This is a genomic window from Paenibacillus sp. FSL L8-0435 (assembly GCF_037965655.1).
Taxonomy (GTDB): domain Bacteria; phylum Bacillota; class Bacilli; order Paenibacillales; family Paenibacillaceae; genus Paenibacillus.
In genome coordinates this window covers 6,128,437-6,150,877 of record NZ_CP150185.1, presented here as the reverse complement: position 1 = coordinate 6,150,877, position 22,441 = coordinate 6,128,437, and the positions used below count along the sequence as shown (strand labels likewise).

General features: G+C 53.9%; 4 protein-coding genes. All 4 read left to right on the top strand.

The window, feature by feature from the left end:
- Window positions 1-311 precede the first annotated feature (311 nt).
- Window positions 312-15,365, top strand: a complete 15,054-nt coding sequence (locus tag NST33_RS27235) for an amino acid adenylation domain-containing protein (RefSeq protein ID WP_339305760.1) — start codon at window positions 312-314, stop codon at window positions 15,363-15,365.
- A gap of 166 nt (window positions 15,366-15,531) precedes the next feature.
- On the top strand, window positions 15,532-18,840 hold the full coding sequence (locus NST33_RS27230; RefSeq protein ID WP_339305758.1) for an amino acid adenylation domain-containing protein: 3,309 nt from the start codon (window positions 15,532-15,534) through the stop codon (window positions 18,838-18,840).
- The gene (locus NST33_RS27225; RefSeq protein ID WP_221820583.1) at window positions 18,830-20,656 is read left to right on the top strand and encodes an ABC transporter ATP-binding protein; all 1,827 of its coding nucleotides are present in this window, start codon (window positions 18,830-18,832) and stop codon (window positions 20,654-20,656) included. Before NST33_RS27230 ends, NST33_RS27225 begins: the two co-directional genes overlap by 11 nt.
- Complete coding sequence (locus tag NST33_RS27220) at window positions 20,653-22,386, top strand: ABC transporter ATP-binding protein (RefSeq protein ID WP_221820585.1); 1,734 nt, start codon at window positions 20,653-20,655, stop codon at window positions 22,384-22,386. The genes NST33_RS27225 and NST33_RS27220 overlap by 4 nt, the downstream gene beginning before the upstream one ends.
- Window positions 22,387-22,441: the final 55 nt, after the last annotated feature.

Sequence of the window (22,441 nt, the reverse complement as noted above, 5' to 3'; positions counted from 1 at the left end):
CTTCCTGCTGGACGGCTGGAACCCTGCGGCAAGCCTTACATCGACAGGAGGAACATATCTTGTCGTCTATCCCCAAATCCAATTCTGAATCCCATGTTAAACCAAATCCCGTCTTCGGGTGACTCGTCGGCAGCAATCTTATTGAAGCAGAGGAGTCCGAAGTAACCGCATCTCTTGCGTAGAACGATGCTTGTTGTTGTCCTTTACGCATGGGAGCCGAGCGGGACAGCTGCCAGGCAGAGGATTGCCGCATGCGATCAACCGGGCAAATGAAGCGGTGACATTGCGCAAGCCATTGATGTTGTTGTCAGATGTTTGAAAAGGAGAGGAGCGAGGTTGGAGCGTTGCTTCGGCATATGCTCCGCCGGATTGCTTTTACCGATGAAGAGAGGGGAACGATCCAGATGGCTTTTGAACAAGAAACGTTGTTTTGGAACGAAAAATTCGGTAGTGACGATTATACTTTGACGCGGCTGCCTTACAGCAAAGCTCCAAGCTCCCTGGTGCCCAATGTGAAAACCGTCGGCGGTTCGCTTTCGGAGGAAGCGGCGCAACGCGTTCTTCAAATGAGCAAGGGTGCTCCGCTGGCCGCTTTTATGATATTGCTCGCCGGTGTTCAGGCACTCTTGCATAAATATACAGGTGCTTCAGACATTCTGGTCGGCATGCCGGTTGTGCGGAAAAAGGCGGAGACTCGTCGATCCGTTAATCATACGGTCATTTTGAAAAACTCGCTTTCGGTGGGGGCAACTTTTAAGACGCTTCTGAGCGAACTGAGGACTTCCTTGCCGGAAGCCATTCAGCATCAACATATTCCGTTCTTGAAAATGACGGAGAAGCTGGATCTGCAATATGCTGAAGGGATACCCTTCGTCCATACGCTAGTATCCCTTAAGGAGTTGCATCTGGACGAAATTGGGCAAAACGTGGTCACGGACTGTTCCTTTGAATTCAGTTTAACCGGCGGGACGATACAGCTAGCGCTGTCATATAACGAGCACTTATATGACTCCGAGTTCATGAGTCGGGTCGTCGGCCACCTGAATCGCCTGCTGTCCGTGGGGCTTTATGAGCTGGAGCTGGACATCGTGCGAGCGGACATGCTGTCGGAGGACGAAAAATTTCAATTACTGCAAAGCTTCAACGATACAGAGAAGGACTATCCTCTTGATCGGACGATTCATCAGCTTGTGGAGGAGCAAGCGAAGCGTGTGCCCGAGGCGACTGCGGTTGTCTTTGAGGGGCAGCGGCTTTCATACGCAGAGTTGAACGAACGGGCAAACCAGCTGGCGCATACGCTACGATCGGTCGGTGTGCTGCCCAATCAGTTAGTAGGCTTGATGGTCAGGAGATCACTGGAGACGGTCATTGGCATTCTGGCGGTTCTGAAAGCTGGCGGTGCTTACGTGCCGATCGACCCGGAGTACCCGGAAGAACGTATCCGCTACATTCTGGAGAACTCGAACGCGCAGCTGCTGCTGACTCAAAGAGAGCTGTTACAGCAAGTCCCGTTTCAAGGGACCGTATTGGCGCTTGATGACGAGCAAGCCTATAGCGACGATTGCTCGAACCTGGAGGCAGTCAGCGGTCCAAACGATCTTGCTTATGTCATTTATACGTCAGGTACAACGGGCAAACCCAAAGGGGTCATGCTGGAGCATCGTGGTTTGGTCAGCTTGAAGCTGATGTTCGCAGACAGGCTGGGCATCACGGAGCATGACCGGATCGTACAATTTGCGAGCTTGTCCTTCGACGCATCCTGCTGGGAAGTATTCAAAGCACTCTATTTTGGCGCGGCTTTGTACATCCCGACAGCCGAAACAATTCTCGACACTCGTCTGTTCGAGAGTTATATGAACGAGCATGCGATTACAGCGGCGATTTTGCCTCCGACGTACAGCGCTCATTTGAACCCGGATCGTCTTCCCAGCTTAACAAAGCTTGTAACGGGAGGTTCGGCGGTATCGGCCGAATTCGTGCAGCAGTGGAAAGCGAAGGTTCACTATTTCAATGCTTACGGCCCTACCGAAGCTTCGATTGTTACGACGCTTTGGGATGCGGATGAGCAGCAGCCGGAGCGCAGAGTCATTCCGATTGGGCGCCCGCTGGCTAATCATCAGATTTTTATTTTGGATGCCCACCTGCAACTTGTGCCTCCGGGAGTGGACGGCGAGCTGTGCGTGGCAGGCGTGGGGCTTGCGAGAGGTTACCTGAACCAACCGGAGCTGACGGCAGAGAAGTTCGTGGAACATCCGTTTGCGCCGGGAGAACGCCTTTACCGGACAGGAGATCTCGCCCGCTGGCTGCCTGACGGTAATATGGAGTACTTGGGCCGAATCGACCATCAGGTGAAAATCCGTGGATTCCGAATCGAGGTCGGTGAGATTGAAGAGCAGCTTTTGAAGATCGACTCGGTGCAGGAGACGATTGTAATCGCGCGGGAAGGCAAAAGTGGGCAAGAATTGTGCGCTTACCTGGTCGCGAGCCTCCCTCTTACGCTCGGCGAGCTGAGAAGCGCGCTGGCGCAAAAATTGCCGAATTATATGATTCCGGCGTATTTTGTTCAGCTTCCACGGATGCCGCTCACGCCGAACGACAAAATCGATCGTAAGGCTTTGCCTGCCCCGGAAGGCAACGCACTGACCGGTGGCGCGTACGTAGCTCCCCGCAATGAAACTGAGCGAACGCTTGCTGATGTGTGGCAGGCGGTATTGAACGCCGATCGTGTTGGGGTAACGGATCATTTCTTTGAGCTGGGCGGAGACTCGATCAAGTCCATTCAAGTATCTTCGCGGCTTCATCAAGCCGGGTACAAGCTGGAAATCCGGGATTTATTCAAATATCCGACGATTTCACAGCTCAGCCTGCATGTGAAACCGATCAGAAGTACCATCGATCAAGGCGAAATAACGGGTGAAACGGCGTTGACGCCGATTCAGCATTGGTTTTTCGAGAGTTCCTTTGCGGACCCACATCATTTCAACCAGTCGGTGATGCTGTACCGGAAGGAACGCTTCAACGAAGAGATCGTGTATCAGGTGCTGCAAAAGCTGGCAGAGCATCATGACGCCTTACGCATGGTGTTCTGCAAGACGGAACAAGGGTTTGGTGCGTTAACACGAGCGATTCAGGATGGTGGGCTGTTCACGCTGGACGTGTTCGACTTTAAGGATGCGGAGAATCCCACGCAGGCTGTGGAAGCGAAGGCAACGGACATTCAAGCAGGCATTGATTTGGAGAACGGGCCCCTCATGAAGGCGGCACTGCTCCAGTGCGAGGACGGAGATCATTTGCTGCTCGCGGTTCATCATGCCGTGGTAGACGGCGTGTCTTGGCGCATTTTGATGGAGGATTTCGCTCTAGGTTACGAGCAGATTGGAAAAAGTGAGGGAATTCGTTTCCCGGCGAAAACAGATGCGTACCGCACTTGGTCCGAGCAGCTGACTGCTTACGCGCAAAGTCCGGAGATGGCAAAGGAACGGGCCTATTGGCAGGCCGTGGAACAAATGGAGGTTCTGGCCGTGCCGAAGGATATGGAGGCGGACGTTACGACGCAGCATGACAGCGAATCGCTGTTTGTCCGTTTGACTCCCGAAGAAACGGAGCTGCTACTGAAGCGGGTTCACCGTGCCTACAACACTGAAATGAATGATATTTTGGTAACGGCGCTCGGCATAGCCTTACGCAAATGGACGGGGCATGAACGGGTGCGGATCAATCTCGAAGGACACGGACGTGAATCGATCGGAACGGATATCGACATCACGCGTACAGTTGGCTGGTTTACGACCAAGTTTCCGGTCGTCCTGGAACCGGAAACCGACCGAGATTTGGCATATCAGATTAAACAGGTCAAGGAAAACTTGCGCCGTATTCCGAACAAGGGGCTAGGGTACGGCATATGCCGCTATCTCTCTAAATCGGAGGATGGCTTGGTTTGGGGCGCAGAGCCGGAAATTAATTTTAACTACCTCGGCCAGTTCGACGATGATGTCGACCAGGACGAGATCGGCATATCTTCTTATTCCAGCGGCAACCCGGCTAGCGACCGGCAGGCCCGCAGCTTTGTGCTGGATATCAACGGTATGGTGCTGGACGGCGCTTTATCGCTCGATCTCAGCTACAGCCGGAAGCAGTATCGCAAGGAAACGATGGAAGCCCTCGCTCAGCGGCTTGAGCAAAGTCTCCGAGACCTCATTATCCACTGTGCAGGCAAAGAAAACACAGAATTGACGCCGAGTGACGTGCAATTTAAAGGCTTGACCATTGCAGAATTGGAGCAAATCGCCCAGCGCTCGTGCCATCTCGGGGAAATCGAAAATATTTACTCACTTACGCCGATGCAGAAAGGTATGTGGTTCCACAGCGCGCTTGACCGGCAAACGGCGGCTTATTTTGAGCAGACGCGGTTTACGATGCGGGGAGCGCTCGACGTCCAGCTTTTTGAGAGGAGTTGGATGGAACTTGCGAAACGTCATCTGGTGCTGCGGGCGAATTTTGTGAAAGGACCCGCGGGCGAGCCGCTGCAAATCATATACCGCGACAAACCGGTCGGTTTTGAATATGAAGAGCTGCTTCATTTGCAGATGGACGAGAAACAAGCTTACTTGGATAAAAAGGCTGAGGAGGACAAGCTTCGCGGCTTCGACATGGAACATGACGCGCTCGTTCGGTTCACGATCCTGCGCACCGAAGAGCAAAGCTATCATGTACTGTGGAGTTTCCAACATATTTTGATGGACGGCTGGTGCCTGGCTCAGCTGACGCAGGAGCTGTTTGAGGCATACTCGGCCTTGGCATCCGGCGAGCAATTAGCGGGAGGTAAGGGATCGGATTATGGGGCCTATATCGAGTGGTTGGAGAAACAGGACGATCAGGCGGCATCAGCCTATTGGATGGCATTCCTGGCAGGTTATGAAGGGCAAACCGTACTCCCTGGACAAAAGGAACTGGCGCCCAACGGCAGATTTACGGCTGATCACGTCACCGCCGAGCTGGGCAAGGACTTGAGTGAGCGGATGGACCGGGTGGCGAAACAGCGCCTGGTTACGGTCAATACACTGCTGCAAGCTATTTGGGGCGTGATGCTGCAAAAATATAACGGAACAAACGATGCCGTATTCGGTAGCGTCGTAGCCGGAAGACCGGCGGAAATTCCGGGCATTGAGTCCATGATCGGGCTGTTCATCAATACGGTGCCGGTCCGGGTGACGAGTGAAGCGGACACCGTGTTCGCCGACCTGATGGCGAAGCTTCAAGAGCGGGCGCTTGAGTCCGGGCGTTATGATTACTATCCGCTGTATGAAATTCAGGCCCGTAGCGTGCAAAAGCAGAACCTGATCAACCATATCATCGCTTTTGAGAACTATCCGGTGGACGAGCAGATGGAGCAGGCGGGGGACCAGCAACATGGCGATCTGACGATTGCTGATGTTCAGATGGAGGAGCAGACAAACTATAACTTCAACGTCACCGTGGTGCCGGGAGACGAGATTGAAATTCGGTTCGACTTTAACGCCGAAGTGTTTGATAAAGCTAGCATTGAGCGGCTCAAGGGGCATCTCGTTCATTTGCTGGAGCAGGTGGCGGATAACCCGGAGATTACCGTGGGCGAGCTGGAACTTGTGACAGAGGCGGAAAAGGCTGACCTTCTCGGACGTTTTAACGACACCACAACGGAATTTCCGTGCGGGAAAACGCTCATTCAATTGTTCGAAGAGCAGGCGGAGCGCATCCCGGATGCAGCTGCCATCTCCTTGAATGGGCAAGAGCTGACCTACCGCGAGCTGAACGAACGCGTTAATTGCCTTGCTCGTACCTTGCGTAGCCACGGGATATCCAAAGGCCGCCTGGTCGCCATTATGGCTGAGCGTTCCATCGAAATGGTGGTGGGTATGCTGGCGGCACACAAAGCCGGTTCGGCTTACGTACCGATTGACCCGGAATATCCCGAGGAGCGTATCCGTTTCTTGATCGAGGATTCGGGTGCGCAGGTCATGCTGACGCAAAGCCGATTACGCGAGCGCCTGGCGGGTTCGGACTCCGTGATTTTACTGGATGACGAGTCCTTCTATCACGAGGACCGCACAAATCTTAATTCGGGCAACGAAGCGACAGACCTGGCTTGCATCATCTATACGTCAGGCACGACGGGCAAGCCAAAAGGAAACCTTGTTTCGCACCGCAATATCGTGCGGATCGTGCGAAATACGAATTATATCGACATCACTGAGCGGGATCATGTCCTCCAGCTTTCGAGCTATTCGTTTGACGGAGCGATTTTTGATATTTTCGGTGCTTTGACCAACGGGGCACGGCTGGTGCTGGTTCCCCACGAGACTTTGCTGGAAATCGGCCAGCTGGCGGATCTTATCCAGCGCGAGCGAATCTCGGTCATGCTAATTACGACGGCTTTCTTCAACGTCCTTGTAGATGTGAACGTCGACTGCCTGCGGGATGTCCGGGCGATTTTGTTCGGAGGAGAGCGCGTGTCGGTCGGCCATGTGCGTAAAGCGCTCGCCCATATCGGACCGGGCAGGCTCAACCACCTGTACGGTCCATCAGAAAGCACGGTTTATACCACGTATCTTCCAGTCGACTTTGTCGATGAGTCCGCGCTTACCGTACCCATCGGACGGCCGATCAGCAATACGACGGTGTATATCGTCGACAGCCAGAATAAACTTCTGCCGATCGGCGTGGCCGGGGAACTTTGCGTCGGCGGAGAAGGCTTGGTACAGGGCTACAATAACCGGCCGGAGCTAACGGCGGAGAAATTTGTGGACCATCCGTTTGTGCCGGGAGAGCGCATGTACCGTACAGGAGATTTGGCAAAATGGCTACCGGACGGCACGATTGAATACGTGGGGCGGACGGATGATCAAGTGAAAGTCCGCGGCTTCCGTATTGAGCTGGGCGAGATCGAAGCTCAGCTTCAGAAAGTGGAGGGAATTCGGAAAACGACGGTATTTGCGCGGGAAAACGCCTCCGGCGAGAAGCAACTTTGCGCCTATTATGAAGCGGACCGTGAGCTTCCGGCGGCCGAGCTGAAGAGCGTTCTTTCCCAGAAACTTCCTGCCTATATGATCCCGGCGTACCTGATCCAGTTGGAACGGCTTCCGCTGACGACGAACGGCAAGGTCGACCGCCGCTCCCTCCCGGCACCTGAGGAGAGCTTGCAGCCGGGCGAAGGACATACTCCGCCTCGGACTCCGTTGGAAGCCAGCTTGGCTGAAATATGGAAAAGCGTGCTCGGATTGGAACACATCGGGGTTCATGACAACTTCTTTGACTTGGGCGGCCATTCCCTGCGGGCAACGACACTGGTGAGCAAGGTGCATCAGGAGTTGAACGTCGAGCTGCCTCTGCGCGACGTATTCCGCTACTCAACGATCGAAGAGATGGCTCTCGCCCTCTCCCGGATTGAAGAGCAGTTGTTCTCGTCGATTCCGCTGGCAGATGAAAGAGCGTGTTATCCACTTTCCTCAGCTCAGAAGCGGCTGTTTATCCTGAATCAGCTGGAAGGAGCCGATCAGAGCTATAACATGCCGGGTGTGCTGTTGCTCGAAGGATCGATTGACCACAGCCTGCTGGAGAAAGCTTTCCGCGGACTGATCGAACGTCATGAAACGTTGCGAACCGGATTTGAGATCGTGCAAGGCGAAGCGGTACAGCGTATTTACGAGAGCGTTGATTTTGCCGTTGTGTGTCGACATGCGAACGAGGAAGAAGCGGCTGCAGTCGTGCAGGCTTTTATCCGACCTTTCGACTTGGCGAAGCCACCGTTGCTGCGTGCCGAGCTCGTAGAGCTGGCAGCCGATCGTTATTTACTGATGTTTGACATGCACCATATCATCTCCGACGGGGTTTCGATGGACGTGTTCGTTGAGGAACTCGTTCGTTTGTATGGCGGTGAGTCATTAGAGCCTTTGCATATTCAGTACAAGGACTATGCGGTATGGCAGCAATCGGACGAGCAAAAAGTGCAATTGAAACGCGAGGAAGCTTACTGGCTGGACCGTTACCGGGGCGAGCTGCCGGTTCTGGAAATGCCAACGGACTACCCGCGTCCTGCTGTACAGAGCTATGAGGGACATACGCTGACGTCTTTTGTGGACGAGGCAACGAACGAAGGCTTGAAGCAGCTAGCCGCTCAAAGAGGAACGACGCTATATATGGTGTTGCTTGCCGCGTATACCGTGCTTTTGCATAAATACACAGGTCAGGATGATTTGATCGTTGGCACGTCGATTGCGGGTAGAACGCACGGCGATATGCAGCCCTTGATCGGAATGTTTGTCAACACGCTGGCGATCCGCAATTATCCGGCTTCGGAGAAGACCTTCCTGTCGTATTTGGAAGAAGTGAAAGAAACGACTTTAGGCGCTTACGAGCATCAGAATTATCCGTTCGAAGAACTCGTCGATAAAGTGCAGGTTAGCCGGGATTTGAGCCGCAACCCGCTGTTTGACACGATGTTCTCCCTGCAAAACCTGGAGGAGTCAGAGTTTGAGCTGGAAGGGCTGAAATTGTCCCCGTACCCTAGCGAATATGGTATGGCCAAGTTCGACCTGAGTGTGGATGTTACGGAAGAAAATGGCGGACTGGAGTGCAACTTTGAATTCGCAACGGCTCTTTATAAAGAAAGCACGATCCGGCGGCTATCGATTCATTTTGGACATTTGCTTGCGGCGATCGTGAGCCGTCCAGATGCGAAGATTGCCGAACTGGACTTGCTGACGGCAGAGGAAAAAGAGCAAATTATCGGCGCGTTCCACCCGGCGCAGTCGGAAGTGGCTCCTGTGGCGGCGTTCCACCGACTGTTCGAGGAACAGGCGGAGAGCACTCCGGAAGCGGAGGCAGTCGTGTACGAAAACGATCGGCTGACGTATGCGGAGCTGAATGAGCGGGCGAACCGCTTGGCGGCAACGCTGCGCGCAAGTGGAATCGGCCGGGAGGAGATTGTTGGTATTCTCGCCGAGCGTTCGGTGGACCTGCTGGTGGCCGTGCTGGCCGTCTGGAAAGCGGGCGGGGCGTATGTACCGCTCGACCCGGATTATCCGGCAGACCGCGTGCGGTTCATGCTTGAAGACAGCGGAGCGAAGGTGCTGCTGACACAAACGCCGCTGCGAGAGCGTGCTGAAGCCTGGCTCAGCGAAGAGGAACTGGCACTAGTGACAGTGCTGTATCTCGACGACGAAACGTCATACAGCGAAGAAAGGGAGAATGCACCGTTTGGCTCCAGCATGGTTTCCGGTAAAGTCTCCAGCATGCTGACGGGTGCTGTGAACGGTGGTGGCGAGAGTCATCCAAATGATGTTGTTGGTATGGACAGCTTCCATGAAGCTCGTCCAGAGGATTTGGCCTATGTAATCTATACGTCGGGTACAACGGGTAAGCCGAAGGGTGTAATGATCGAGCACCGCAGCCTGGTGAACACGGCAGCGGGTTACCGACGGGAATACCGGTTGGATCAGTTCCCGGTAAGGCTGTTGCAGCTCGCAAGCTTCTCGTTTGACGTGTTCGTGGGTGATATCGCGCGGACGTTGTATAACGGAGGCAGCATGGTCATTGTACCGAAGGACGACCGGATCGATCCGTCTCGTCTGCACTACTGGATAGAGCGGGAGCAAGTGACGATCTTTGAATCAACGCCGGCGCTGATCGTACCGTTTATGGAATACGTGCATGAGCAGGGGTTGGAGTTAAGCGGGATGGAGCTGCTTATCACAAGCTCGGACAGCTGCAGCGTGGCAGATTACCGTACCTTGCAGGAACGGTTCGGCCCGTCATTCCGCATTATTAACGCCTACGGTGTGACGGAAGCGGCAATTGACTCCAGTTTCTATGACGAGCAGTTGGAGAAACTGCCGCAGACAGGCCATGTGCCGATTGGCAAAGCGTGGTTGAATGCGAAATTTTACATCGTGGATGCACATCTGAATCCCGTACCAGTCGGGGTGCTGGGCGAGCTGGTTATCGGCGGAGTCGGCGTGGCACGAGGGTACTTGAACCGTCCAGAGCTGACGGAAGAGAAGTTTGTAGGCAGCCCCTTCATCACGGGCGAGCGGTTGTACTGCACGGGAGACTTGGCGCGGTGGATGGAAGACGGGAACGTGGACTTCATCGGCCGAATCGACAATCAGGCGAAAATCCGGGGTTACCGGATCGAGACGGGTGAGATCGAGTCGCAGCTGTTGCGGGTGAAAGGTGTGCGCGAAGCGGTGGTGCTGGTTCGAAGTGATGATGCGAACGGGCAGAAGATGCTGTGTGCGTATTACACACCGGATACTGGTGCGAAGCTGTTAGTGAACGATCTGCGCAGTGCGTTGGCACAGGAGTTGCCAGGTTACATGATCCCGTCGTACTTCGTGGAGCTGGAGCATCTGCCTCTGACACCGAACGGGAAGCTTGACCGAAAGGCGCTACCAGCGCCGGAAGGAGAAGCGGGAAGCGGAACACAGTACGTCGCACCACGCAATGAGCTGGAAATGAAGCTGGTAGTTATTTGGCAGGAAGTGCTGGGGCTTACGAAGGAGATTGGTATTCACGACAACTTCTTCGACATCGGTGGCCACTCCCTGCGCGCGACAACGTTGGTCAGCAAGATTCATAAAGACTTGAACGTGGATCTGCCACTGCGCGACGTGTTCCGCCATTCCACGATCGAGAGCATGGCTGCCGTCATTTACCGGCTGGATGAGCAGACATTTGTTGCCATTCCGGTGGCGGATGACCGAGAGGTGTACCCTCAATCTTTTGCTCAAAAACGTCTCTTTATCCTGAATCAGCTGGAAGGTGCGGAGCTTAGCTACAACATGCCGGAAGCGATGCTGCTGGAAGGTGCTTTGGACCGGACAAGGTTCGAAGAAACATGCCGTAAGCTCGTGACGCGGCATGAAATGCTGCGCACCGGGTTCGAAATGGTGGACGGCGAAGCATCACAGCGGATTTACCAGGATGTGAATTTTGCGGTGGAGTTCTATCAAGCGGATGAGCAAGAGGTCGAAACGGTGGTTCACGGTTTCGTCCGTCCGTTTGACTTGGCTAAGCCACCGCTGTTGAGGGTAGGCCTTGTTGAGCTGGCTCCGGAACGCCATATTCTGATGTACGACATGCATCATATTATTTCTGACGGCGTTTCGATGGAAATCTTTGTTGAAGAATTCGTGCGCTTGTATGGTGGAGAGCAATTGGAGCCACTGCGCATTCAGTACAAAGACTACACCGTTTGGCAGCATTCGCAGGAGCAGCAGGAAAGGCTTCGGCATCAGGGGACGTATTGGCTGGATATGTTCCAGGGCGAGCTTCCGGTGCTGGAAATGCCGACTGACTATCCACGTCCGGCTGTACAGAGCTATGAGGGTCAAACGCTGGAGTTTTTCTTCGACGCTTCAAAAACCGACGGTTTGAAACAGCTGGCTTCGGAAACGGGCACGACACTGTTTATGGTGCTGCTTGCGGCATATAACGTGCTTTTGCACAAATATTCAGGTCAGGAAGACGTGATCGTTGGTACGCCGATTGCCGGAAGAAATCATGGAGATGTGCAGCCGTTGATTGGGATTTTCCTAAACACGCTGGCGATTCGCAGTTATCCGGTTTCGGAGAAAACATTCCTGTCCTATCTAAATGAAGTCAAAGAAACAACTTTACACGCCTTTGAGCATCAAAACTATCCGTTTGAACAATTGGTGGACAAGGTGCAAGTCACCCGTGATTTAAGCCGTAATCCACTCTTCGACACGATGTTTACGATGCAAAATACGGAGAACGAGCAATTTGAACTGGAAGGGCTTCGCCTGATTCCTTATCCGAGCGTACTGGATACTGCGAAGTTTGATATCAGCTTGGATGTGGGCGAGGAGAACGGCGGATTGGATTACAGCTTCGAATATGCGACGGCTCTTTATAAAAGGGAGACGATTGAACGGCTGGCAAAACATTACGAGCAGTTGCTCGTGACAATTGTGAACCGTCCAGATGCGAAGATTGCCGAGCTGAATTTGCTGACGGCAGCGGAAAAAGAAGAAATTGTCTGCGCGTTTAACCCGGCACAGCCGGAAGAGGCTCCTGTGGCGGCGTTCCACCGACTGTTCGAGGAACAGGCGGAACGCACGCCGAAAGCGGAAGCCGTCGTGTATGAAAATAACCGACTAACGTATGTGGAGCTGAACGAACGAGCGAACCGCCTGTCGGCAACGCTGCGTGCAAGCGGCATCGGTCGGGAGACCATCGTTGGCATTCTCGCCGAGCGTTCGGTGGACCTTCTGGTGGCTGTGATGGCCGTCTGGAAAGCGGGAGGGGCATATGTACCGCTTGACCCGGATTATCCGGCGGACCGTGTGCGGTTCATGCTGGAAGACAGCGGAGCGAAGGTACTGCTGACGCAAACGCCGCTGCGAGAGCGTGCCGAAGCCTGGCTCAGCGAAGAGGAGCTGGCACTGGCGACGGTGCTATATCTCGATGACGAAACGTCATACAGCGAAGACCGAGCGAATGCTCCAATGGACTTCGGCCATGGCTCCAGCATGGTTTCAGGTCTGGTCTCCGGCGAGCTGACGGGTGCTGTGAACGACCGTAATGAGAGTCATCCAAATGATGTTGATGTTGTCGGTATAGGCAGCTTCCATGAAGCCCGTCCGGAGGACTTGGCGTACGTCATCTACACGTCCGGAACGACGGGCAAGCCCAAGGGTGTAATGATCGAGCACCGAAGCTTGGTGAACACGGCGGCTGGTTACCGACGGGAATACCGGTTGGATCAGTTCCCGGTAAGGCTGTTGCAGCTCGCAAGCTTCTCGTTTGACGTGTTCGTGGGTGATATCGCGCGGACGTTGTATAACGGAGGCACCATGGTCATTGTACCAAAGGACGACCGGATTGATCCGTCTCGTCTGCATTACTGGATAGAGCGGGAGCAAGTGACGATCTTTGAATCAACGCCGGCGCTGATCGTGCCGTTTATGGAGTACGTGCACGAGCAAGGGCTGGAGTTGAGCGAGATGGAGCTGTTGATCACAAGCTCGGACAGCTGCAGTGTGGCAGATTACCGGACCTTGCAGGAACGGTTCGGCCTGTCGTTCCGCATCATTAACGCCTACGGTGTAACGGAAGCAGCAATTGACTCCAGTTTCTATGACGAGGAGTTGGAGAAACTGCCGCAGACAGGTCATGTGCCGATTGGGAAAGCGTGGTTAAATGCGAAGTTTTACATCGTGGATGCACATCTGAATCCCGTACCAGTCGGGGTGCTGGGCGAGCTGGTTATCGGCGGAGTCGGCGTGGCACGAGGGTACTTGAACCGTCCAGAGCTGACGGAAGAGAAGTTCGTAGACAGCTCTTTCACAGCTGGTGAGCGGTTATATCGCACGGGAGATTTGGCGCGGTGGATGGAGGACGGCAACGTGGATTTCATCGGCCGGATCGACAATCAGGCGAAAATCCGGGGGTACCGGATCGAGACGGGTGAGATCGAGTCACAGCTGTTGCGGGTGGAAGGTGTGCGCGAAGCGGTGGTGCTGGTTCGAAGTGATGAGAACGGGCAGAAGGCGCTGTGTGCGTATTACACGCCGGATACTGGTGCGAAGCTGTTAGTGAACGATCTGCGCAGTGCGTTGGCACAGGAGCTGCCAGGTTACATGATCCCGTCGTACTTCGTGGAGCTGGAGCGCCTGCCTCTGACGCCGAACGGAAAGATAGACCGGAAGGCGCTGCCGGCGCCGGAAGGGGAAGCTGGAAGTGGAACGGAGTACGTCGCACCACGCAATGAGCTGGAAACAAAGCTGGCGGTAATTTGGCAGGAGGTGCTGGGGCTTACGAAGGAGATTGGTGTTTACGACAACTTCTTCGACATCGGCGGGCACTCTCTGCGAGCGACGACACTGGCAGGCAAGGTATTTAAGGAATTAAGCGTCAACCTGCCGCTGCGCGATGTATTCCGTCACTCGACCATTGCGGCGATGGCCGATGCGATTGCCCGGATGGAACGGCGGGAGCATGAGGCCATTCCTCAAGCGGAAGAGAGAGAGTACTACCCTCTGTCCTCCGCGCAGAAACGGCTGTTTATTCAGCACACGCTGGATGGAGCGGATCAGCTTTACAACATGCCGGAACTGGTGCAGGTGGAAGGCAAGTTTGATTTAGATCGGTTGGAAGCCGCATTGCGGAAACTGATAACACGGCATGAGTCGCTGCGCACCGGTTTTGAAATGGTGAAGGGCGAAGCGGTTCAGCGGATTTACCCGCAGGTCTATTTTGCTATCGAGCATCATCAAGCGGATACAGAGGATGCGGCTCAAGTTGAGCAGATCGTTCGCAACTTCGTACGTCCGTTTGATCTCGGCAAGCCTCCGCTGCTGCGCGCCGGAGTCGTCGAACTGGAGCCGAACCGGTATATTCTCCTTTTCGATATGCACCATATTGTGTCGGATGGCGTATCGATGGCGATTGTGATGGATGAGTTCTCGAGTTTGTACGCCGGGGAAGAACTGCTGCCACTACGCATTCAATATAAGGATTATGCCGTTTGGCAGCAGTCAGAGGTTCACCGAGAGCGGATCGGGCGACAGGAAGCGTACTGGCTGCAAACCTTTGAAGGCGATCTGCCGACGGGGGATCTGCCGATGGACTACGAACGTTCTACAGTTCGCAACTACGAAGGTGCGCATCTGGAGTTCGATGTCGATGCTTCTCTCTCTGCGCGGCTGCGTGAATTGGCGGCCGAGCGTGAAAGCACGCTGTACATGGTACTGCTTGCCGCATATACCGTGCTGCTGTCCAAGTACAGCGGGCAGGAAGACGTAATCGTAGGCACCCCGGTGGCGGGAAGAACTAACGCCGATTTGGAGTCGGTCATCGGCATGTTTGTTAATACACTGGCGCTCCGCAATCGTCCGTCAGGCGAAAAAACGTTCCTGTCCTACCTTGATGAAGTGAAGGAAACGGCTTTGGGAGCTTTTGAGAATCAGGATTATCCATTCGAGGAGCTCGTGGAGCGTTTGAATGTGAAGCGCGAGCCTGGCCGCTTCCCACTGTTTGATGCCGTTTTCGACTTGCAAAATATCGAAGAACGAGACGCCGAACTGGAAGGGGTCAGCCTGAAGAATTACGAGCTTGACCATTTGGAAGAAGCGAAGTTTGATCTGACGCTGTTTATGTATGAAAACGAAGGGGCACTGAGCGGGGGCTTTTTCTACGCCACCAAACTGTTCAAAGAAACGATGATCCACACCTTAACCGAGGATTACCTGCGGGTACTTTCTCAAATTGCGGAAAATCCACAACTTGAGCTATGTCGGATTGAATGTCATAAACCGGCGGCAGGCGCAAAGAGTGCCGTGGATACGATCGAATTCGCGTTCTAATATTACAAGCGTGCTCCGCCGTCAAGCAAAAGTGGTGCGCATCCCAAGGAAGACGGCGAACAACTTGCAACTCCGTAAATCAAGCCCGTAAACGCGCAGGCCGAAAGCAGATTTTTTCGGATCTGCGCCGGGGCATGCGGTCACTTCATTTTTAGGGGAGGTACGAATGAAATCATTATTTGAAAAGGAAGAACGGTACTGGAGCAGCAAGTTTGACGACGATGACAGTCTGAGCTTCCTTCCCTACAGTCAATCCTCCAAATTATCTGCGGGCGGCGAAGCTGCGGCAGAGCCGGTTTTGCTTCACCGTACCCTGCCGAGTGAGCTCTCGGAGAGAATTATTCGCCTCGCTAATGGTTCGGATCTGGCTTTGTACATGATTGTTTTGGCAGGAGTAAAAAGTTTGCTGTTCAAATATACCGGGCAGGATCAAGTACTGGTCGGCATGCCTTCTTATAGCGGGGACCCAGACGTGACTCAGCCGCCGCATGACATCCTGGTGATCAAAACGTCCGTAAGCAGCCAGACTACACTGAAAACGCTGCTCGGGGGCATCAAAACCTCCATCGGCGAGGCGCTGGAGCATCAGCATCTGCCTTTTCGGAAAATGGTGGAGCCGCTCCATCTGGACTATACAGGGGAGGGTCTTCCGGTCGTCAACACCGTTGCATCCTTCGTCCCGATTCATCCTGAACCGCTGGGTAACCGAGTGGCGGCAGATACGGTTTTTCGATTCGACCACCAAAACGACTCTATTCAGCTGGAAATAAGCTTTGACCGGAATCGATACGAACGCGCATTTGTGGAACAGGCGGCCGACCATCTTGTTGGGCTCCTGTCTGTGCTTGTATTTCAGCCGGATCTGGAGCTTGGACAAGCCGATGTGCTTTCCCCGGACGAGAGGGAGACATTGCTGAAACGATTTAATGACACCGAAACCGGGTTCGAGCGGGGGAAAACGATTCACGGTTTGTTTGAAGAACAGGCGGAGCTATACCCGGACAACGTGGCCGTTGTCATGAACGAACGGCAGCTGACCTACCGCGAGCTGAACGAGCGATCCAACCGGCTTGCGCGCAAGCTGAGGGAGACGGGAGTTGAAGCGGACCATCTAATAGCGATTCTGGCCGAACGCTCGCTCGATATGGTTGTCGGCATACTGGCGATTCTCAAAGCGGGTGGAGCCTACGTGCCTGTCGATCCCGACTATCCAGAGGAGCGCATCCGCTTCATGATCGAGGATTCGGGTGCACCGTTATTGCTGATTCAAAAGCATCTGCATGAGAAGACCGACTTCGCAGGAATACGCCTTGAAATAGATGATTTCGTTTGGAGCGACAGCGGGGCGGACTTGGAGGGTGCGCTGGATGCTTCGAATCTGGAGCCAATTTCCGGTCCGGGGAACCTGGCATATGTCATCTACACGTCGGGAACGACCGGCAGACCCAAAGGCACGTTGATTGAGCATAAAAACGTTGTGCGCCTCCTGTTCAACGACAAGAACTTGTTCGATTTCGGGCGGTTCGACACGTGGACGCTGTTCCACTCGTTCTGCTTCGATTTCTCCGTCTGGGAAATGTATGGAGCGCTGCTGTATGGAGGTAAGCTGGTCATCGTACCGCCGCTCACGGCGAAAAATCCGGCCGATTTCCTGGCGCTGCTGGGCCGCGAACAGGTCACGATTTTGAACCAGACGCCAACGTACTTCTATCAGCTGCTGCGTAAGCTCTTGGCGGATCATCCGTACGATTTGCGGATTCGCAACGTCATTTTCGGCGGCGAAGCGCTCAGTCCGCTTTTGCTCAAGGGCTTCAAGACGAAGTACCCGGAGACAAAGTTAATCAATATGTACGGCATTACCGAAACGACGGTTCACGTGACGTATAAGGAAATTACGTGGGTCGAAATGGAGGCGGCGAAGAGCAATATTGGCAAGCCAATCCCAACACTGAGGGTGTATGTCCTGGATGAAAACCGCCGCCCAGTGCCGATCGGCGTTGCGGGGGAAATGTATGTGGCCGGGGAAGGGCTCGCGAGAGGATACCTGAACCGTCCGGATCTGACGGCGGAGAAGTTCGTTGATTCCCCGTTTGCGGAGGGGGAGAAACTGTACCGTTCGGGTGACTTGGCGACCTGGCTACCGGACGGCAACATTGAATACCTCGGCCGAATCGACCACCAGGTCAAAGTCCGCGGGTACCGGATCGAGCTGGACGAAATTGAGACGCAGCTTCTGAACGTCCGGGGCGTGGAAGAAGCGGTGGTACTCGCCCAGGACGACGCGAACGGCAATAAGCAACTTGTTGCTTATTACGTCGCGGAAACAAAGCTGGCGGCGAATGAACTCAAGGAGCAGCTCGCCAAGCAACTTCCGGGGTATATGATTCCTGCGAATCTTGTGCAGCTTTCGCAGATGCCGCTGACCGCGAACGGAAAAATCGACCGCAAAGCGCTGCCAGTGCCGGAGGAAGCTGCGGCCAGAGGAGCGGAATATGTTGCGCCGAGAACGCTGCTCGAGTTGAAGATCGCCCGTGTCTGGCAGGATACACTTGGCATTCCTCAGGTCGGCGTAAAGGATAACTTTTTTGAGCTGGGCGGCAATTCGTTAAGTCTGATGAGGCTCGTTCAAGCCGTTTACGATGAAACGGGCATCGAGATACCGCTGAATCGCCAATTCCATAGTGTAACCGTTGAAGCCATGGCTTTTGGAGAGGAGGATCTGGGTCTGGATAAAGGGGGAGACTCCTTCATTAAGCTGAATAAAACAGGGGATCTGAACGTGTTCTGCTTCCCTCCAGGCAGCGGCTTCGGCATCGGTTACCGAGAGCTTGCAAGCAGGCTAGATGGCCGGTTCTTGCTTTACGGCATTGATTTTATCGACGATGTTATCGATTACGAGGCCATGCTGAACCATTATGTGGATGAGATTATTCGCATCCAGCCGGAAGGACCTTACGTGCTGCTCGGTTACTGCTTCGGAGGCAACCTGACGTTCGAGGTAGCCAAAACGATGGAAAGAAGAGGGTATGTCGTAACGGACGTGCTCATGGTGGACTCGTGGATTAAGGACACACTCACGCCTTATGAAACGTCTGAGAAAGAGCTTGAAGAAATGCTTGCGGATTTCGACGAAGAAGAGAAGGAATTAATGAGCAATCCGCTCGTGCGGGAGCGTGTTCATCGGAAGATCAAAGCCACCTTGACGTACGAAGCGCAGCTTATTAATTCAGGCACGATAACTGCCCGGATTTACGAACTGATTGCGAAGGACAGCGAAGCATTCCGCCTGAAGCACCAGTTGCCGTCCTGGCAGAGGGCAACGATGCAAGCTTACGCCGATTACCGGCTGGAGGGTGCACACGAGGAATTACTGGAACTCGCGCGCGTGGACGAAACGGCCGTTGTCATCTGTGACATCTTAGTGCAGATCCAGCGGCAGATCGAAACAGAGGTCGGGGTTCTGCATGGGAGCTGATCGGCAGACGTCTGTTCAAGAACAACGCATAGCGGAGCCTTCCAAGCGCCGAACCGCTTATGATACCTGGAAAGCGTTCCGCTGGCTGATGTCCTATGTGAGCCCTCACAAAGGCTGGATGATCGTCGGTATCTTATCTGCAATAGCCGCCGCGGTTATTGAGATATGGACGGGACGTTTGGTCGAGCAGCTGACCACACAGGCCGAGAATGGGGCGGGGCCCGTCGTTCTGCAGATCGTGTACACGGTCTTTGCGGTCATCTTGATCGGTGTGCCGGCGAAGTTTTTCATGAGCTTTGGTGTGGAGCGAAGCAGTGCCTCTGCGGTGCAGGATATCCGCAACCATGTCATGCGTCATATCGGCAAACTCCCGGTCCCCTATTTGGAAAAACAGCACTCCGGCGACGTGTTGTCGCGGATCAACAACGATCTGCAGCTCATCCAGCAATTTATGATTCGGGACCTCGCCCAGTGGTTTTATCATCCGCTATTATTTATCGGCTGTTTCGCTTATTTGATGTATCTCCAATGGGAGCTGATGCTGTACAGCCTGCTGTTATTTCCCGTAGCACTGCTGGTTTCCCAATGGATCGGCAAGCAGTTGGAACAGTTGACGGAGGAAGCCCAGGCGAACATGGGCCGTATGAACGTCAACCTCCAGGATACGCTTGGAGGGATACCTATTGTGAAAAGCTATCTGCTATCTGGTATGTTATCTCGATCCTACCAAGTGCTGCTGCAATTGACCGCTCAAAAAAAGCTGGCCGTGAAAAAGCGGGAAGCCTGGGTCAATCCGCTGCTTTCTACGTTGATGATCAGCCCGATCATTTTCGCCGTCAGTTACGGAAGTTATTTGATCTACAACGGGCAGCTAGGCGCGGGAGAACTGATCGCCTTCCTGTACTTGCTTAATCTGTGTCTGGAGCCGCTGGAGCATATTCCTGAGCTCATCACGCGCACGTTCGAAATGAGCGGTGCTCTGAGAAGGGTCTCCGAAATCGTCGAGCAACCGACTGAAACGGAAAATGGCCGTTTGCTTCCAAAAGCGAGCGCCGCCCCCATCCAGTTTCAGAACGTAACCTTCGGGTATGAAGAGAATTCCCTGATTCTGCGGAATATTAACTTCTCGGTGCCGGAAGGCAAGACGATTGCACTTGTTGGAGCGAGCGGCGGAGGGAAGAGTACGGTGTTTAAGCTGGTATGCGGCTTTTATCCGCTTCCGGAGGATCAGGGCGAGATCCGTGTGTTCGGAAGCCTGATCCGCGGCGCTGATCCAGAGCAGCTTCGGTCTCATTTTTCCGTGGTAACCCAAGATTCATATTTGTTTAGCGGTACGATCGCCGAAAATATCGGCTATGGGCGGGAAGAAGCGTCGATGGACGACATTATCGAAGCCGCCAAAGCCGCTCAGGCTCATTCTTTCATTATGGAGCTTGAGGGCGGCTACCAGACGTATATCGGAGAGCGCGGCGGCTTTTTGTCCGGTGGGCAACGCCAGCGCATTGCAATGGCCCGGGCTTTTCTGAAAGATGCTCCCGTTCTGTTGCTGGATGAGCCCACATCGGCTCTTGATCCGGAGTCGGAAAGCGCGGTTCAGGAAGCGCTGGACGTATTAATGAAGCAGAGAACGACCATGGTTATTGCCCACCGGCTTTCTACGGTGCAAAACGCCGATGAAATCTGGGTTATGGAAGAAGGAAATATTGTCGAAAAAGGCACTCATGAACAATTGCTCGAGAGGAAGGGACTGTACGCCCAGTCGTACTACCAGGAATTTACCGAGTCTGCCGAACGCAGGGAGGTGTCGTACACATGAAAAAGGGCGGAAGGCTCTCGCAAGTGAAAGAACTCGGCTACTTGCTGACGTTTATGAACCGCAAGCGCAAAACCCAGTACGCGATTGGCCTTGCTGTAACGGCGCTCACCCAGACATTGTTTCTGATCGCCTTCAGCTTGGTCGTACATAACTTGGTTGATTTCGCCGTGTCCCGAGATACGTCCCTGATGGTGGAAGCCTTTATTATTTTGGGCGCGGCCCTGTTCCTGGAAAATATAATCTCTCCCTGGTTCATTTACTTATACCAGCGCAGTGTCGAGCTGACTGTGCTGAATATCCGCAAACGTCTTTATGACAAGCTGTGCCGGGTGCGGCCGAAATTCCTGGAGCAGACGCACCATGGGGACTTGCTGTCGCGGGTGAACAACGACGTAACGACCGTTGAGTTTACATTCTCGCAGGTTTACTTCGTTCTGCTGCTTCAAGTTGTCTTTTGCATCGGCTCCATTGTCTCCATGGTGGTGATCGATTGGCGGTTTGCCGGCGTTTCTTTCGTCATTCTGCTGCTGTCCTCTCTGGTCAGCCTGAAATTTGCACGGGATATCCGTGGCTTGTCCGAACAAGGCTTGCAAACGCTCGGTAAAATGACCGAAAAATTCAAAGATTTTATGGGCGGCATTCAAATTGTGAAGCTGTTCCGCATCCGCACGATTTACGGCCAGTACGAGGCGTTGAACGAACAAATGACGCAAACGCTTCGGCAAACGGCGAAGAAGAACGGTATGCAGGCTGCGGTAAACCATTTTATCAGTTACGTCACGTTTTGCGGAATCATCGTCATCGGCAGTCTTCTTTATGCCTACGGATTGATGGGAATGGGAAGTGTCGCCGCTCTGGCTGTTTTGCAAGTGAATCTGACGCACGCCTTGTTGAACTTGGGGATGGTTCTGTCGATGACCCAGAATTCGCTCGCGGGCGCTCACCGGATTCAAGAGGTACTAAGTGAGGAAGAGGAACCGGAGCGTCTGGGATCTTCTCACAGCGAGCTTGTATCGGAGGCTGCGGTGGAGTTTCGCGATGTGGAATTTTCCTATCAGGCGGATAAAAAGGTACTTGTCGACATGTCGATGCAGGTGTTTCCTGGTCAGGTCGCTGCGATCGTGGGAGCTAGCGGCAGCGGTAAAAGTACGTTGATCAAGCTGCTGCTCGGCTTTTATCCTGTGGACAGCGGAGATATCCTGCTCCAAGGCAAACCGTTTGGCCATTACACACTGGACGAAATCCGCAGGCAGATTGCATACGTTCCGCAGGAGCCGTTTTTGTTTACCGGCACGATTGAGGAAAACATCCGCTATGGAAATCCGGATGCAACGGATGAAGAAGTGGTTGAAGCGGCCAAAGCGGCATACGCTCACCATTTCATTCAGGAACTTCCTGAACAGTATAAAACGCCGGTGGGGGAGAGAGGAGCGTCGTTGTCAGGCGGACAAAGGCAGCGAATTGCGATCGCCCGGGCGATTCTCAAAAACGCCCCGATTCTGCTGCTGGACGAAGCGACTTCTGCATTGGATAACGAATCCCAGCATTGGGTACAGCAAGCTCTGAACGTACTGATGAAGGGGCGCACCACCATTCTGATTGCGCATCGTCTCAGCACGGTGGAACATGCGGATTTGATTACGGTCATGAACCAAGGAACGGTCGTGGAACGGGGCCGTCATCAGGACCTGCTGGCGCTCGGAGGGTATTACGCGCGGCTGTACGGCTAGACCCGTTTTACGGCGGGCGGCTTCCTGCTGATATCTAAATACAAAGCCTATCTAC

Excerpts from the sequence above, each read along its gene's own strand:
- NST33_RS27235 (WP_339305760.1), top strand. The coding sequence starts at position 312 with ATGTTTGAAAAGGAGAGGAGCGAGGTTGGAGCGTTGCTTCGGCATATG.
- NST33_RS27220 (WP_221820585.1), top strand. The coding sequence starts at position 20,653 with ATGAAAAAGGGCGGAAGGCTCTCGCAAGTGAAAGAACTCGGCTACTTG.
- NST33_RS27225 (WP_221820583.1), top strand. The coding sequence starts at position 18,830 with ATGGGAGCTGATCGGCAGACGTCTGTTCAAGAACAACGCATAGCGGAG.
- NST33_RS27230 (WP_339305758.1), top strand. The coding sequence starts at position 15,532 with ATGAAATCATTATTTGAAAAGGAAGAACGGTACTGGAGCAGCAAGTTT.